Here is a 13,635-nt window from a genome sequence, read left to right as displayed (position 1 = left end):
ATGGCCAAGGAAAAGTTCGAACGCACTAAGCCGCACGTAAACATCGGCACCATCGGTCACGTTGACCACGGCAAGACCACGCTGACGGCTGCGATCACCATCACGCTGGCTAAGTCGGGCGGCGCTACCGCCAAGAACTACGCCGACATCGACGCTGCGCCGGAAGAAAAAGCCCGCGGCATCACCATCAACACCGCGCACGTTGAGTATGAGACGGCCAACCGTCACTACGCCCACGTGGACTGCCCGGGCCACGCCGACTACGTGAAGAACATGATCACCGGTGCTGCCCAGATGGACGGCGCTATCCTGGTCTGCTCGGCTGCTGACGGCCCGATGCCGCAAACCCGCGAGCACATCCTGCTGTCGCGTCAGGTTGGCGTTCCGGCCCTGGTCGTGTTCCTGAACAAGGTCGACATGGTCGACGACGAAGAGCTGCTCGAGCTGGTCGAGATGGAAGTTCGCGAACTTCTGTCGTCGTACAACTTCCCGGGCGACGACATCCCGGTGATCAAGGGTTCGGCTCTGGCCGCCGTTGAGGGCCGTGATCCGGCCATCGGTGAAGAAGCTATCATGAAGCTGATGGCTGCCGTTGACGAATACATCCCGCAGCCGGAACGTCCGATCGACCAAGCCTTCCTGATGCCGGTTGAAGACGTGTTCTCGATCTCGGGCCGCGGCACCGTGGTGACCGGTCGCGTCGAGCGCGGTATCGTCAAGGTCGGTGAAGAAGTCGAAATCGTCGGCATCCGTCCGGTCCAAAAGACCACCTGCACGGGCGTCGAAATGTTCCGCAAGCTGCTGGACCAAGGTCAAGCTGGTGACAACGTCGGCGTTCTGCTGCGCGGCACCAAGCGTGAAGACGTCGAGCGCGGCCAAGTGCTGTGCAAGCCGGGTTCGATCACCCCGCACACCAAGTTCGTTGCTGAGGCCTACATCCTCACCAAGGAAGAGGGCGGCCGTCACACCCCGTTCTTCACCAACTACCGTCCGCAGTTCTACTTCCGCACCACCGACGTGACGGGTATCGTCCGTCTCAAGGAAGGCGTGGAAATGATCATGCCGGGCGACAACGCCGAGCTGGACGTCGAGCTGATCACCCCGATCGCCATGGAAGAGAAGCTGCGCTTCGCTATCCGTGAAGGCGGCCGCACCGTCGGTGCCGGCGTCGTTTCGAAGATCGTCGAGTAATCGACCCTTTGAGCGGCCTCTGACGGGCAACCGTCAGTGACGACCAACATAGACAGCCCCCCGAGGAAACTCGGGGGGCTGTTTTGTTTTCCGGCGAAACCCGCTGTGCTGGGCCAAAGCAAAATATGGTCGCGCTTGGCTATTTCCTTAACCGGAACGGCGCTATGCAAGCGCCGTGGGGGAGGGCACCGTGACACTGGATGCCGAGATACTGGATTGGGGACAGCTGACGGCGGAAGACCGCACGCAGTGGTGCGCGTGGCAAAAACAATCGCCAGCGCTGGACAATCCCTTTTTCCGTTGGGAGTTCGCCGAGATCGCCGCGCGCCATGTACCGCAGGCCAAGGTGGCGCGGCTTCATCGGGGCGGACAGGTCATCGGCTATTACCCGTTCCAGTATCGGGGCTCGGCCATTTATCCGCTGGCCGCGCCGATGAACGACTATCACGGGGTGGTTGCGGCAGCCGAAGACACGCCATCGCTAGAGGAGGTCGTGTCCGCACTGGCTTCCAAGCGCTTCAACGCCAACAGCTGGGCCGGTCCTGCCCGCACGGGCGAAGCACTGGAAACCTATCAGGCCGTTCTGGGCGATGGTGGCTATGACGACTGGTATGCCGCCCGCAGACAGGCCCAGCCGAAATACTTCAAAGACAAGGAGCGGGCCCGCCGCAGTATGGAGAGCCAGATGGGCGCCATGGTGGTGGAGACGGGCCTGAAGTCAGCCGCGCTGCTGGACCGGCTGCTGACTTTAAAGAGCAGTCAGTATCGCCGTACCGGTCGGCACGACATCTTTGGTGTCGGCTGGACACGGGACCTGCTGCACGCCCTGTTGGCATATGAGGGAGAAGGTTTCGGGGCATCGCTGGCGACGCTTTCCGCTGGGGATCAGCTATTGGCGATCGAGTACAGCCTGCATGCGGGCGATCGCTACCATTTCTGGTTTCCGGCCTATCTGGAGGCGGGGGCCAAATACTCGCCAGGCATCCTGCTCAGCATGGAAACCATGCGGGCCGAACAGGCGCGCGGCTATCGCGTGTTCGACTACGGCTTTGGCGGCGAGACTTATAAGAAATACTTCGTCAATCGGGCCGAGAGCGTGCGTGAAGTGGCGCTTTTGCGAGCGGGCAAAATCAGCGCCCTGTCGCATGTGGGCAATCGGATACTGGACCGCATGTTGCCGCAGCGGGCCGAAAGCTTGAGGGCCAGCGTGCGCCGTCGCTGGGCCGCCATCGAGGCAACCGAGGTCACTCGCACCGGCCGGATCAAGGGCGCAGTTCTTGCAGGCCGACGCGCGCTAGCGCAGATCAGCGGGAAGGTGTCTTAAAAGTGCACAGATCCAATAAGGTTCGCACCCGATATCCTGGGCCCATCCAGACTCCTGCCGTGTACAGCCACGGGCTGGACGCGGCGGAGTACAGCTCCGATGCGGCGCTGGCCGCCATACTGGACAGCTATCCGCGCGATCTGTTCGATATCAACCATTTCAGCTTTGATGCCGAGGGGCAGGCCAGCTTGAAGACGGGCGAGCGCGGCGATCTGTCGGGCGCCCAATTGCTGGAAGCCATCCGGCGTGGCGAGCTATGGGTCAATCTGCGGTTCGTCGAAAAGGGGTGGCCCGAGCTGTGGGCGGCGGCCATGGATGCCTTCGATGATGTGGCTGATCACTATGAGGGCCTAAAGGCGGTCAAGCGGACCGGCCAGCTGATTATCTCTTCGCCGCGGACCAAGGTGCCCTACCACTTCGACGCGGCGGGGGTGATGTTGTTCCACATGAGGGGCACCAAGCGCGTTTTCGTCTATCCGGGGGATGAACAGCATCTGCCTGAAGAAGCGATGGAAGACATCGTCGCGCGCCAGCGGACTGAGGACCTGCCGTATCGCCTGTCGTTCGAGCAGGACGCGCAGGTGTTCGACTTGATCCCCGGCGAGGTGGTGGCCTGGCCCTTGTATGCGCCGCACCGCGTGGAAAATCTCGACAGCTTCTGCGTCAGCCTGTCGGTGGACTATCAAACGTGGTCCTCGCGCATTCGCACCGGCGCACTTTATACTCACGCCGTCATGCGTCGCCGCGGCCTGACGCCAAAGGCGACGGACCGTATGGGCCCGGTGAATCTTGCCATGCGCTGGGGGGCTTCGGTCATGCTGCGCCGGGCAGGCGTGCTGGAAGAGCGCATCCGTCATATCGAGCGCGAGTTCGTCCCTGATGCCAGCGCGGCGGACGGTGTCCGCCGCCTGTAAGGCGTGGGTTAATTCGAGTTCATGACCTCGATTTAAACTGACTTTGCCGATACGCGAACGCACCCTGTTCTCAGGAAACGGCCCCACAGGGCCCCACTGGAGACAGGCAAATGAACGCCAAGATTACGGTACTGGCAGTTTCGGCGGCGGTAATGGGCTTTGCCTCTGTGGCCTCGGCCCAGACCGTCCACATCGAGGACGCGGCAGCCCGCGTTATCTATCGGCCGGAGGACCGCTCCGACTTTGACGTGGCCATTACTGGAGACGGTGCCGCCAACTTGCCGCGTCTGCGTATAGAGCGAAGTGGGAGCGACCTGCGCATCAATGGCGGTCTGTCGGGTAATCGCAATGCTCGTATTAACCGGTGCCGTAACGCCAATGCCGATACGCCGCCGGCTAGCCCCGGGCAGGGGGCGTCAGCAAATCTGCCCGGTGTGGGTGCGCTGAACATGGAAGATGCACCGCTGATCGTGATCTCCGGGCCGCGCAATGCACGCATTCGCACCTCGGGGGCCGTTCACGGCACGGTGGCACGCGGGGCCGAGAACGTGGACATCGGCTTTGGCGGCTGCGGCTCATGGGTGGTGGCCAATACCGAGGACCGCGTTCGCGTCGCTATAGGCGGATCTGGCAATGTCTGGACAGGCCGCGCGCGACGCATGGATGTGAACATCGGCGGATCGGGCCGCGTGAAGGCAGGTCATGTCGAGCAGTTGGACGTCGCTATCGGCGGCTCCGGCAACATCGACGTGCGCCGTGCGTCAGGTCCGGTAAAGGTCACTGTCAGCGGCTCGGGCAATGTGAAGATCGAGGACGGTAATATTCCGACCATGGACGCCCGCATTATGGGTAGCGGCAATATCGAAGCTGGTGGGAGCGTCGGTGACCTGAATGCCCGCATCATGGGGGCGGGTAATATCCGCGTCGACCGCGTCACGGGCAATATCAGCCGGACTGTCGTGGGCGTGGGCCGTATCACGGTCAACGACTGACTTGCCAGACCCTAAAATAAGCCCCGCCGGATCGCTCCGACGGGGCCTCTTTGTATCAGTCGGTTTGGACTGTACGGGTCTTACAGGCCCAGACCAGCGCCAGCGCGGTCGCGAGCTTGCAGGTTGCCGCCGAAGTTGTAGCGGACGCCGACCTTGATCGCGTTGGCTTCAACAGCCAGATCGTCCGAGTCAGCGTAGGTGTAGCCAGCGAACACCGAGTACGGCGATGCGGCGAACTGGTATTCTGCACCCACGTTCAGTTCGACGATGTCGGCGTCGTAGCCGATGGCGTCTTCGTTGTTGCTGTAGCCAACGCCAGCGTTCAGGCGCAGAGCGTCGGTTGCGTAGTAAGCCACGTCAGCCTTCACCGACCAGATGTCAGCGTCATAGACCGAGCCGTACGAAGCGGTACCGGTGACGGTGGCCTTGTCGAAATACTTCTGGGCCACAGCGCCGAAGGTGTTCAGGGTCGAACCTTGGAACTCTTCAGCAGCGTAGAAGCCGCCCACGCGGTAGGTGCCGATGACCTTGGTCAGGGCAGCCGAACCCGACAGGGTGGTTTCGCCCTTGGCGAAAGCGTCGCCGTCCGAATAGGTGGTGGCTGCAGCGCCGGTGACGGTCCAGTCACCGAAGATCGGGGTGGCCACAACGCCGTCGATGGCGAAGGTGTCTTGTTCAATGCCCTTCACGGCACCGATGTCGGTGTCCGAGTGCTGGTAGGACACGCCAACCGAACCGGCAGTGTCTTGAGCGAAAGCCGGAGCGGCGATCAGAGCGGCAGCAGCGGCCGAAGCGAAAAACACGGTCTTCATTTTTGTTGTCCTTTGAGAGACTTAGCGCGACCACCCCAAGAAGGGGGAGGGGGCGGCGCGGGATCGGTCAGATAGTCGTTCAAGCGTCGCTCTGCTGTAACGAACTTGTCATCTAGCACCGTGCAGCAACATGATGTTGCGCAAAAGCCACTCATTCAGGCAAAGCTGTGTCAAATATCGCAGATATAATGGCTAAATGTTCCTTTCGGCCTTGTTTTTGGCGTCCTTGCCATAGGCCTTAATCAACTCCTAACGCCACCAGTGCTGGCGAGGAGACTCGACCGGCTTTTGAGCTGTCGTATAATTAGAAAGCGGCTGTGCGGGCGTTTTTCGGGGCTTGCTGCCCCTGTGGAAAAGCGGGGGAAGGCAGGCTGCGGTCGGGCTCAATCTGGGCCAAAAGACGACAATGTTCGACCAAAGGCGATGCGGCTCAAACCCAAGCATTTCGGGGGATTTGCCGCTTGACGTATCCGGAATCAAAAGGCATAAGCAGCCCTCTTGTTGGACCGGCTGTGCACTTTCGGGTGCAGACGCGGTTCGCAGGGACGACCTAAGTTACTGTTCTTTTTGCAGCTTCTTGGGAATTTACGGCTCAGGCAGGGGACTGCGTGGGCCGATCGTTTTTGCGGATTTGCGTTCCCTGGGGGTTTTGCTCCCGAGGCTTCGGTCTTTGAAATGGTTCACAGGGACGCGGCTCCGGCCGCATGGGAATAACAACCGATATGGATCAAAGCATCCGCATCAGGCTCAAGGCCTTCGATCATCGCGTCCTCGACTTCTCGACGCGCGAAATCGTCAACACCGCAAAGCGCACGGGCGCGACCGTTCGTGGTCCGATCCCGCTGCCGACCCTGATCGAGAAATTTACCGTGAACCGCTCGCCGCACGTCGACAAGAAGTCGCGCGAGCAGTTTGAAATCCGCACGCACAAACGCGTGCTCGATATCGTCGACCCCACTCCCCAGACCGTAGACGCGCTGATGAAGCTCGATCTGTCGGCTGGCGTGGACGTCGAGATCAAGATCTAAGAAAGAAGAGGCGGGATCCGATGCGCACGGGCGTGATCGCCAAGAAGCTGGGGATGACCCGCGTGTTCGCCGATGACGGCGCACACGTTCCGGTCACTGTGCTCCAGCTCGACGGCTGCCAAGTCGTCGGCCAACGTACCAAGGAGCGTGACGGCTACGTCGCTCTCCAGCTGGGCGCTGGCACCAAGAAGGCCAAAAATACGGCCAAGCCGCAACGCGAAGCTTTCGCGAAGGCTCAAGTTGAACCCAAGGCATACGTCACCGAGTTCCGCGTGAACGAGGATGGCCTGCTGGACGTGGGTGCCGAACTGTCGGCAGACCACTTCGTTGCAGGTCAGAAGATCGACGTCCAAGGCCTCACCATCGGTAAAGGTTTTGCCGGTGCGATGAAGCGTTGGAACTTCGGCGGTCTGCGTGCCACCCACGGCGTGTCGGTCTCGCACCGCTCGCACGGTTCGACTGGTAACCGTCAAGATCCGGGCCGTACGTTCCCGGGTAAGAAGATGGCCGGTCGTCTGGGTCAAGAAGTTGTCACCCAACAGAACCTCACCGTCGTCCGCGTGGACGCTGAGCGTGGTCTGATCCTGGTCAAGGGCGCTGTCCCGGGCCACGACGGCACCTACCTCAAGGTCACCGACGCTGTGAAAAAGGCTCGTCCGGCTGAAGCCCCGTTCCCGGGTGCTGTGAAGTCGGCTGCTGCTGCCGAAGCTGCTGCTCCGGCCGTTGAAGCCAACGAAGGCGGTGAAGCGTAATGAAACTTTCGGTCATCAAACTCGACGGCAAGGCTGCTGGCGACGTTGAGCTGTCGGACGCCGTCTTCGGCCTCACCGACATCCGCGGCGACCTGCTGGCCCGTACCGTAACCTGGCAGCTGGCCAAGCGTCGCGCTGGCACGCACAAGGTTCAAACCCGCAACGAGAACTCTCGTACGGGTAAGAAGATGTACAAGCAAAAGGGCACCGGCGGCGCTCGTCACGGTTCGCGCCGTGCACCGCAGTTCGTCGGCGGTTCGCGCGCCTTTGGTCCGGTTGTCCGTGACCACGGCTTCTCGCTGCCGAAGAAGGTCCGCGCCCTGGCTCTGCGTCACGCCCTGTCCTCGAAGGTCAAGGCTGGCGATCTGGTTGTCGTAGACAGCCTGACCGTCAAGGAAGCCAAGACCGCCACCCTGCGCGCCACCTTCGGCAAGCTGGGCTGGAACAAGGCTCTGATCATTGCAGGTCCGGAAGTGGACGCCAACTTCGGTCTGGCTGCTCGCAACATCCCGCACATCGACGTGCTGCCGAACGCCGGCCTGAACGTCTATGACATCCTGCGTGCTGACAAACTGGTGCTGACCAAGGCCGCCATTGAGGCGATCGAGGCGCGCTTTGCTGAGAAGGAAGCCGCATAATGGCCGCCGCTCAACCTACCGCCAAGCACTACGACACCATCCTGAGCCCGATCATCACCGAGAAGGCCACGATCCTGTCGGAGCAGAACAAGGTTGTGTTCCGCGTAGCCGGTACCGCGACCAAGGACGAAATCGCTGCTGCGGTTGAATCCCTGTTCAAAGTCAACGTCCTCAAGGTCAACACCCTGGTTCAAAAGGGCAAGACCAAGCGCTTCCGCGGCATCCAAGGCCGTCGCGTGGACATCAAAAAAGCAATCGTGACGCTGGCTGATGGCCAGTCGATCGACGTGACGACGGGGCTCTAATCAGATGGCTCTGAAGCATTATAATCCGACGTCGCCGGGCCGCCGCGCCCTGGTGCTGGTCGACCGCTCCGAGCTGCACAAAGGCCGTCCGGAGAAGTCGCTGACCGAAGGCCTGACCAAGTCGGGCGGTCGTGGTCAGGGTGGTCGTGTTGCCGTTCGCTTCCGCGGCGGTGGCGCAAAGACCCTGTACCGTAAGATCGACTTCAAGCGTCGCAAGTTCGACGCGATCGGTACTGTCGAGCGTCTGGAATACGACCCGAACCGCACCGCCTTCATCGCCCTGGTGACCTATGCCGACGGCGAGAAGACCTACATCATCGCTCCGCAACGCCTGAAGGCTGGCGACTCTGTCGTCGCCGGTGAAAAGGTCGATGTGAAGCCGGGCAACGCAATGCCGCTGCGCTCGATGCCGGTCGGCACCATCATCCACAACGTGGAGATGAAGCCGGGCAAGGGTGCTCAGCTGGCTCGTTCGGCTGGTGCCTATGCCCAGCTGGTTGGCCGCGACCAAGGTTACGCTCAAATCCGTCTGGGTTCGGGTGAACTGCGCATGGTTCTGGACTCGTGCATGGCCACCGTTGGTGCCGTGTCGAACCCGGATCACATGAACCAGAACCTCGGTAAGGCTGGCCGCAAGCGTCACATGGGCTTCCGCCCGCACGTCCGCGGTGTTGCCATGAACCCGATCGATCACCCGCACGGTGGTGGTGAAGGTCGTACCTCGGGTGGTCGTACTCCGGTTACGCCGTGGGGTAAGGACACCAAGGGTACCCGTACTCGCAAGAACAAGGCCACGGACAAGTACATTATCCGTAGCCGTCACGTGAAGAAGGCTCGCTAAGAATGGCCCGCTCCTCCTGGAAAGGCCCGTTTGTCGACGGGTATCTGCTCAAGAAGGCCGACGCCGCTCAATCGTCGGGCCGTAAAGATGTGATCAAGACCTGGTCGCGTCGCTCCACCATTCTGCCGCAGTTCGTGGGCCTGACTTTCGGCGTCCACAACGGTCAGAAGCACGTGCCGGTCTCCGTCTCGGAAGAGATGGTTGGCATGAAGTTCGGCGAGTTCGCGCCGACCCGTAACTTCCCGGGTCACGCTGCGGACAAGAAGGCCAAGAGGAAATAATCCATGGCCCAGACCAAGAACACCCGTCGTGTTGCTACGAACGAAGCCCGCGCCAAGCTGGTTAACGTTCGTATCAGCCCGCAAAAGCTGAACCTGGTGGCCGCTTCGATCCGCGGTCTGCCGGTCCAGAAAGCTCTGAACGAGCTGGAGTTCAGCCGCAAGCGCATCGCCATCGACGTTCGCAAGGCACTGTACTCGGCCATCTCGAATGCCGAGAACAACCACAACCTGGACATCGACAACCTGATCGTTGCCGAAGCCTACGTTGGCAAGAACCTGGTGATGAAGCGCTTCGCGAGCCGCGCTCGTGGTCGCTCGTCGCGCATCCTGAAACCGTTCAGCGAAATCACCATCGTGGTTCGCGAAGCAGGTGAGGCCGCCTAATGGGTCAGAAAATCAATCCGATTGGTCTGCGCCTTGGCGTGAACCGCACGTGGGACAGCCGCTGGTTCGCCGGCGGTGCTGACTACGCCAAGCTGCTGCACCAAGACCTGCAGCTGCGCGCGTGGCTGAAAGAGCGTCTTTCGGCTGCTGGCGTTGCCCGCATCATCATCGAGCGTCCGCACAAGAAGTGCCGCGTGACGATCTACGCCGCCCGTCCGGGTGTCGTGATCGGCAAGAAGGGCGCTGACATCGAGAAGCTGCGCAAGGACATCTCGGCCCGCACTGAAGGCGAAGTTCACCTGAACATCGTCGAAGTCCGCAAGCCGGAAACCGACGCCCAGCTGATCGCTGAAAACATCGCTCAGCAACTCGAGCGTCGTGTGGCTTTCCGCCGCGCGATGAAGCGTTCGATGCAATCGGCCATGCGTCTCGGCGCTAAGGGCGTGCGTATCAACGTCTCGGGCCGTCTCGGCGGTGCGGAAATCGCTCGTATGGAATGGTACCGCGAAGGTCGCGTGCCGCTCCACACCCTGCGTGCTGACATCGACTACGGCTTCTATGAAGCCAAGACGACCTACGGCATCATCGGCGTGAAGGTTTGGGTCTTCAAGGGTGAAGTGCTCGAGCACGACCCGATGGCTCAAGACAAGCGCTGGGCTCAGGAAGCTTCGGGTCCGTCGTCCAACGAAGGCCGTGAACGTGGCCCCCGCGGTGACCGCGGTCCGCGTCGTGGTCGTGGTGAAGGCTGATTAGACCATGCTGCAACCTAAAAAGACCAAATACCGTAAGGCCTTCAAGGGCCGTATCCACGGCTCGTCGAAGGGCGGCTTCTCGCTGAACTTCGGCTCCTACGGCCTGAAGGCCATGGAACCGGAACGCATCACTGCTCGTCAGATCGAAGCGTGCCGTCGTGCCGTTACCCGCCACATGAAGCGTCAAGGCCGCGTGTGGATCCGTATCTTCCCGGACCTGCCGGTTACCGGTAAGCCCGCCGAAGTCCGTATGGGTAAAGGTAAGGGTGCGATCGACCACTGGGCAGCTCGCGTTGCTCCGGGCCGTATCATGTTCGAAATCGATGGCGTTTCGGACGAAATCGCCCGCGAAGCTCTGCGCCTCGGCGCAGCCAAGCTGCCGATCCGTACCAAGGTGGTTACCCGCCTGGACGCCGGCATCGTTACGGAGCAAGCCGCATAATGACCAAGATCGCTGATCTCCGGTCGCAAACCGTCGACCAACTGGCCGAAGAGCTTCTGAAGCTCAAGAAGGAACAGTTCAACCTGCGCTTCCAAGCGGCTACCGGCCAAATGGAAAAAACCCACCGTGTGGGTGAAGTGCGCAAAGATATCGCTCGCATCTCCACGCTTCTGCGTGAGAAGCGCGCCTCGTAAGGAAACGAATATGCCCAAGCGAATTCTCGAAGGCGTGGTCGTGTCCGACAAGGGCGACAAGACCGTCGTGGTTAAGGTGGAGCGCACGCTGCTCCACCCGGTTCTGAAGAAGACGGTTCGTCTTTCGAAGAAGTATCACGCGCACGACGAAGCCAATGCCCTCAAGGTCGGCGACGTCGCTCGTATTGTCGAGTGCGCCCCCAAGTCCAAACTGAAGCGCTGGGAAGTCCTTTCCCCGGCTTCTGCCTCGTAATCAGAAGGATCTGATCTTATGATCCAGATGCAAACTAACCTGGAAGTGGCCGATAACTCGGGCGCCCGCCGGGTCATGTGCATCAAGGTGCTCGGCGGCTCTAAGCGCCGCTACGCCTCGATCGGCGACACCATTGTCGCCTCTGTGAAGGAAGCCATCCCGCGCGGTCGCGTTAAGAAGGGTGATGTCGTTCGCGCCATCGTCGTTCGCACCGCCAAGGACATCCAACGCAAAGACGGTTCGGTCATCCGCTTTGACAAGTCGGCTGCCGTGATCGTCAACAAGTCCAACGAGCCGGTTGGCACCCGTATCTTCGGCCCGGTTCCGCGCGAGCTTCGCGCCAAGAACCACATGAAGATCATCTCGCTGGCTCCGGAGGTCCTGTAACCATGGCTGCCAAGATCAAAAAGGGCGACAACGTTGTCGTCCTGACCGGCAAGGATAAGGGCCGCACGGGTACCGTGCTCAAGGTCCTCCCGGCCGAGAACCGCGTCGTCGTCCAAGGCATCAACATGGTTCAGCGCCACACGCGCCCGACCCAAGCTGATCCGCAAGGCGGCATCAAGAACAAGGAAGCCTCGCTGCACCTGTCGAACGTCGCTATCGTCGACGCTAACGGCAAGGCAACCCGCGTCGGCTTCAAGGTGGAAGGTGACCAAAAGGTCCGTTTCGCCAAGACGACCGGAGACGTCATCTGATGGCTACCGAAAAGTACACCCCGCGCCTGAAGGCCGAATACGTTTCGCGTATCCGTTCGGTCATGAAGGAAAAGTTCGGCTACACGAACGAAATGCAGGTGCCCAAGCTGGACAAGATCGTCCTGAACATGGGCATCGGTGAAGCCGTTGCAGACTCCAAGAAGGCTACTGCAGCCCTCAAGGACCTGACGGCCATCGCCGGTCAGAAGGCCGTTGCCACCAAGGCCCGTAACTCGATCGCTGGCTTCAAGCTGCGTGAAGGTATGGTCATCGGCGGTAAGGTCACCCTGCGTGGCGACCAAATGTACGAGTTCCTGGACCGGTTCATCACGATCGCGCTGCCGCGCGTGAAGGATTTCCGTGGCCTTAAGGGCACCTCGTTCGACGGTCGTGGCAACTACGCCACCGGTCTGAAGGAGCACATCGTGTTCCCGGAGATCAACTACGACCAGATCGACCAGATGTGGGGCATGGACATCGTCGTTTGCACCACGGCCAAGACCGATGAGGAAGCCAAGGCTCTCCTCACCGAGTTCAAGTTCCCGTTCGTGAACTGATCGGGAAGGGAAGAGATCAATGGCTAAGAAAAGCGCCGTAAACCGCAACGAAGCCGTCAAGGCCCTGGTTGCGAAGTATGCCGCGAAGCGTGAAGCCCTCAAGGCAACCGCTAACGACGAGAGCCTGCCGCTGGAGGAGCGCTTTGAAGCTCGCCTCCAACTGGCAGCCCTGCCGCGTAACTCCGCACCGACCCGCATTCGCAACCGCTGCGAAGTCACGGGCCGTCCGCGGGCTTACTACCGCAAGCTCAAGATGAGCCGTGTTGCCCTGCGCGAGCTGGGTAACCTGGGTCAGATCCCCGGCCTGACGAAGTCGAGCTGGTAAGGGGAGCGAACAGATATGATGATCAACGATCCCCTGAGCGACATGATCGCTCGCATCAAGAACGCTGCGACCCGCAAGCGTTCCACGGTGCTCACCCCGGCATCCCGCCTGCGTCAGCGCGTCCTCGACGTGCTGCAGTCGGAAGGCTACATCCGCGGTTACAACCTGGTGCAAAACCCGGGTGAGTTCCCGCAGTTCGAGATCGAGCTGAAGTACTTCGACGGCCAGCCGGTGATCGCTGAGATCGCCCGCGTGTCGAAGCCGGGCCGTCGCGTTTACTCGGCTATCAGCGACCTGAAGCCGGTTAAGAACGGTCTGGGCATCTCGATCCTTTCGACTTCGAAGGGCGTTATGTCTGACGCTGCCGCTCGCGACGCTAACGTCGGCGGCGAAGTCCTGTGCAGGGTCTACTGATATGTCTCGTATCGGCAAGAAAACCATCACCGTGCCGAAGGGCGTCACTCTGACGCTCAACGGCCAGGACATCACCGTCAAGGGTCCGAAGGGCGAACTGTCCTGGACCGTGGCCGACGAAATCGAGGTCAAACAGGACGGCGACGAGCTGACCCTGACCCCGCGTTCGGAAAGCCAACGCGCAAACGCTATGTGGGGCCTGTCGCGCACCCTGGTTGCCAACATGGTGACCGGTGTGACCGAAGGCTTCGAGAAGACCCTGGAACTGGTCGGCGTGGGTTACCGCGCCGCCCTGAAAGGCAACGCTCTGTCGCTGCAACTGGGCTTCTCGCACGACGTGGACATCGCTCCGCCCGCTGGCATCACCTTCGCTGTGCCGAAGCAAACCGAGATCAAGATCTCGGGCATCGACAAGCAAGCCGTTGGTGAAATCGCCGCCGTCATCCGCAAGCTGCGTCCGCCGGAGCCCTATAAGGGCAAGGGTGTGCGTTATCAGGGCGAAACCGTCCGACGCAAGGAAGGCAAGAAGAAGTAAGTC

Annotated in this window: 22 protein-coding genes; 21 read left to right on the top strand and 1 reads right to left on the bottom strand. The window is 61.0% G+C overall.

Annotated elements, in window-relative coordinates; all coding sequences use genetic code 11:
- The 4 genes from tuf to B3B04_RS12825 form a co-directional block, all read left to right on the top strand.
- Positions 1–1,191, top strand: a 1,191-nt coding sequence (tuf, locus tag B3B04_RS12840; RefSeq protein WP_292043449.1) for an elongation factor Tu, incomplete at its 5' end; no start/stop codon positions are given.
- 190 nt (positions 1,192–1,381) lie between these two features.
- The gene (locus tag B3B04_RS12835) at positions 1,382–2,515 is read left to right on the top strand and encodes a GNAT family N-acetyltransferase (protein WP_292043448.1); all 1,134 of its coding nucleotides are present in this window, start codon (positions 1,382–1,384) and stop codon (positions 2,513–2,515) included.
- A gap of 59 nt (positions 2,516–2,574) precedes the next feature.
- Positions 2,575–3,429 (top strand): transcriptional regulator, encoded by an 855-nt coding sequence (locus B3B04_RS12830; protein ID WP_292043447.1) that lies wholly within the window; start codon positions 2,575–2,577, stop codon positions 3,427–3,429.
- 110 nt (positions 3,430–3,539) lie between these two features.
- Positions 3,540–4,421, top strand: a complete 882-nt coding sequence (locus B3B04_RS12825) for a GIN domain-containing protein (RefSeq protein ID WP_292043446.1) — start codon at positions 3,540–3,542, stop codon at positions 4,419–4,421.
- A gap of 80 nt (positions 4,422–4,501) precedes the next feature.
- Here B3B04_RS12825 and B3B04_RS12820 read toward each other — a convergent pair whose 3' ends face one another.
- Positions 4,502–5,233: a hypothetical protein gene (locus B3B04_RS12820; RefSeq protein WP_292043445.1), complete on the bottom strand. Its 732-nt coding sequence runs from the start codon at positions 5,231–5,233 to the stop codon at positions 4,502–4,504.
- A 722-nt stretch (positions 5,234–5,955) separates the two neighbouring features.
- Here B3B04_RS12820 and rpsJ point away from each other — a divergent pair.
- From rpsJ to rplF, 17 genes are read left to right on the top strand one after another with little or no spacing between them, the layout of a single operon-like run.
- Positions 5,956–6,261 (top strand): 30S ribosomal protein S10, encoded by a 306-nt coding sequence (gene rpsJ, locus B3B04_RS12815; RefSeq protein WP_003164367.1) that lies wholly within the window; start codon positions 5,956–5,958, stop codon positions 6,259–6,261.
- 20 nt (positions 6,262–6,281) lie between these two features.
- The gene (rplC, locus tag B3B04_RS12810) at positions 6,282–7,013 is read left to right on the top strand and encodes a 50S ribosomal protein L3 (RefSeq protein ID WP_292043443.1); all 732 of its coding nucleotides are present in this window, start codon (positions 6,282–6,284) and stop codon (positions 7,011–7,013) included.
- The gene (gene rplD, locus B3B04_RS12805; RefSeq protein ID WP_292043442.1) at positions 7,013–7,651 is read left to right on the top strand and encodes a 50S ribosomal protein L4; all 639 of its coding nucleotides are present in this window, start codon (positions 7,013–7,015) and stop codon (positions 7,649–7,651) included. The genes rplC and rplD overlap by 1 nt, the downstream gene beginning before the upstream one ends.
- Positions 7,651–7,956: a 50S ribosomal protein L23 gene (locus B3B04_RS12800; protein WP_181543508.1), complete on the top strand. Its 306-nt coding sequence runs from the start codon at positions 7,651–7,653 to the stop codon at positions 7,954–7,956. Before rplD ends, B3B04_RS12800 begins: the two co-directional genes overlap by 1 nt.
- Before the next feature lie 4 nt (positions 7,957–7,960).
- Positions 7,961–8,797, top strand: coding sequence for a 50S ribosomal protein L2 (gene rplB / locus B3B04_RS12795; protein WP_292043441.1), 837 nt, complete (start codon positions 7,961–7,963; stop codon positions 8,795–8,797).
- A 2-nt stretch (positions 8,798–8,799) separates the two neighbouring features.
- On the top strand, positions 8,800–9,078 hold the full coding sequence (rpsS, locus tag B3B04_RS12790) for a 30S ribosomal protein S19 (RefSeq protein WP_003164372.1): 279 nt from the start codon (positions 8,800–8,802) through the stop codon (positions 9,076–9,078).
- Positions 9,079–9,081: 3 nt separating this feature from the next.
- Entirely contained in the window at positions 9,082–9,462 is a 381-nt protein-coding gene (gene rplV / locus B3B04_RS12785; RefSeq protein ID WP_292043440.1) for a 50S ribosomal protein L22, read from the top strand.
- Positions 9,462–10,211: a 30S ribosomal protein S3 gene (rpsC, locus tag B3B04_RS12780; protein ID WP_292043438.1), complete on the top strand. Its 750-nt coding sequence runs from the start codon at positions 9,462–9,464 to the stop codon at positions 10,209–10,211. Before rplV ends, rpsC begins: the two co-directional genes overlap by 1 nt.
- 7 nt (positions 10,212–10,218) lie before the next feature.
- Entirely contained in the window at positions 10,219–10,656 is a 438-nt protein-coding gene (gene rplP, locus B3B04_RS12775) for a 50S ribosomal protein L16 (protein ID WP_292043437.1), read from the top strand.
- Positions 10,656–10,850 carry a 50S ribosomal protein L29 gene (rpmC, locus tag B3B04_RS12770; protein ID WP_292043436.1) on the top strand — a complete coding sequence of 65 codons (195 nt, stop codon included), beginning with the start codon at positions 10,656–10,658 and terminating at the stop codon, positions 10,848–10,850. The genes rplP and rpmC overlap by 1 nt, the downstream gene beginning before the upstream one ends.
- 10 nt (positions 10,851–10,860) lie before the next feature.
- On the top strand, positions 10,861–11,103 hold the full coding sequence (gene rpsQ / locus B3B04_RS12765; RefSeq protein WP_292043435.1) for a 30S ribosomal protein S17: 243 nt from the start codon (positions 10,861–10,863) through the stop codon (positions 11,101–11,103).
- Between the two features lie 18 nt (positions 11,104–11,121).
- Positions 11,122–11,490, top strand: coding sequence for a 50S ribosomal protein L14 (gene rplN / locus B3B04_RS12760; protein WP_167178083.1), 369 nt, complete (start codon positions 11,122–11,124; stop codon positions 11,488–11,490).
- A gap of 2 nt (positions 11,491–11,492) precedes the next feature.
- On the top strand, positions 11,493–11,801 hold the full coding sequence (rplX, locus tag B3B04_RS12755) for a 50S ribosomal protein L24 (protein WP_292043433.1): 309 nt from the start codon (positions 11,493–11,495) through the stop codon (positions 11,799–11,801).
- Positions 11,801–12,358, top strand: a complete 558-nt coding sequence (gene rplE / locus B3B04_RS12750) for a 50S ribosomal protein L5 (protein ID WP_292043432.1) — start codon at positions 11,801–11,803, stop codon at positions 12,356–12,358. The genes rplX and rplE overlap by 1 nt, the downstream gene beginning before the upstream one ends.
- A gap of 19 nt (positions 12,359–12,377) precedes the next feature.
- Positions 12,378–12,683, top strand: a complete 306-nt coding sequence (gene rpsN, locus B3B04_RS12745) for a 30S ribosomal protein S14 (RefSeq protein ID WP_292043431.1) — start codon at positions 12,378–12,380, stop codon at positions 12,681–12,683.
- Between the two features lie 15 nt (positions 12,684–12,698).
- Positions 12,699–13,097, top strand: a complete 399-nt coding sequence (gene rpsH / locus B3B04_RS12740; RefSeq protein WP_292043430.1) for a 30S ribosomal protein S8 — start codon at positions 12,699–12,701, stop codon at positions 13,095–13,097.
- 1 nt (position 13,098) lies between these two features.
- Positions 13,099–13,632, top strand: coding sequence for a 50S ribosomal protein L6 (gene rplF, locus B3B04_RS12735; RefSeq protein WP_292043429.1), 534 nt, complete (start codon positions 13,099–13,101; stop codon positions 13,630–13,632).
- Positions 13,633–13,635 lie beyond the last annotated feature (3 nt).

Source organism: Brevundimonas sp. UBA5713 (assembly GCF_002419815.1).
In the GTDB taxonomy this organism is placed as follows: Bacteria; Pseudomonadota; Alphaproteobacteria; order Caulobacterales; family Caulobacteraceae; genus Brevundimonas.
Note: the sequence above shows the minus strand (reverse complement) of the source record. Positions and strands in the feature narration are given on the sequence as shown.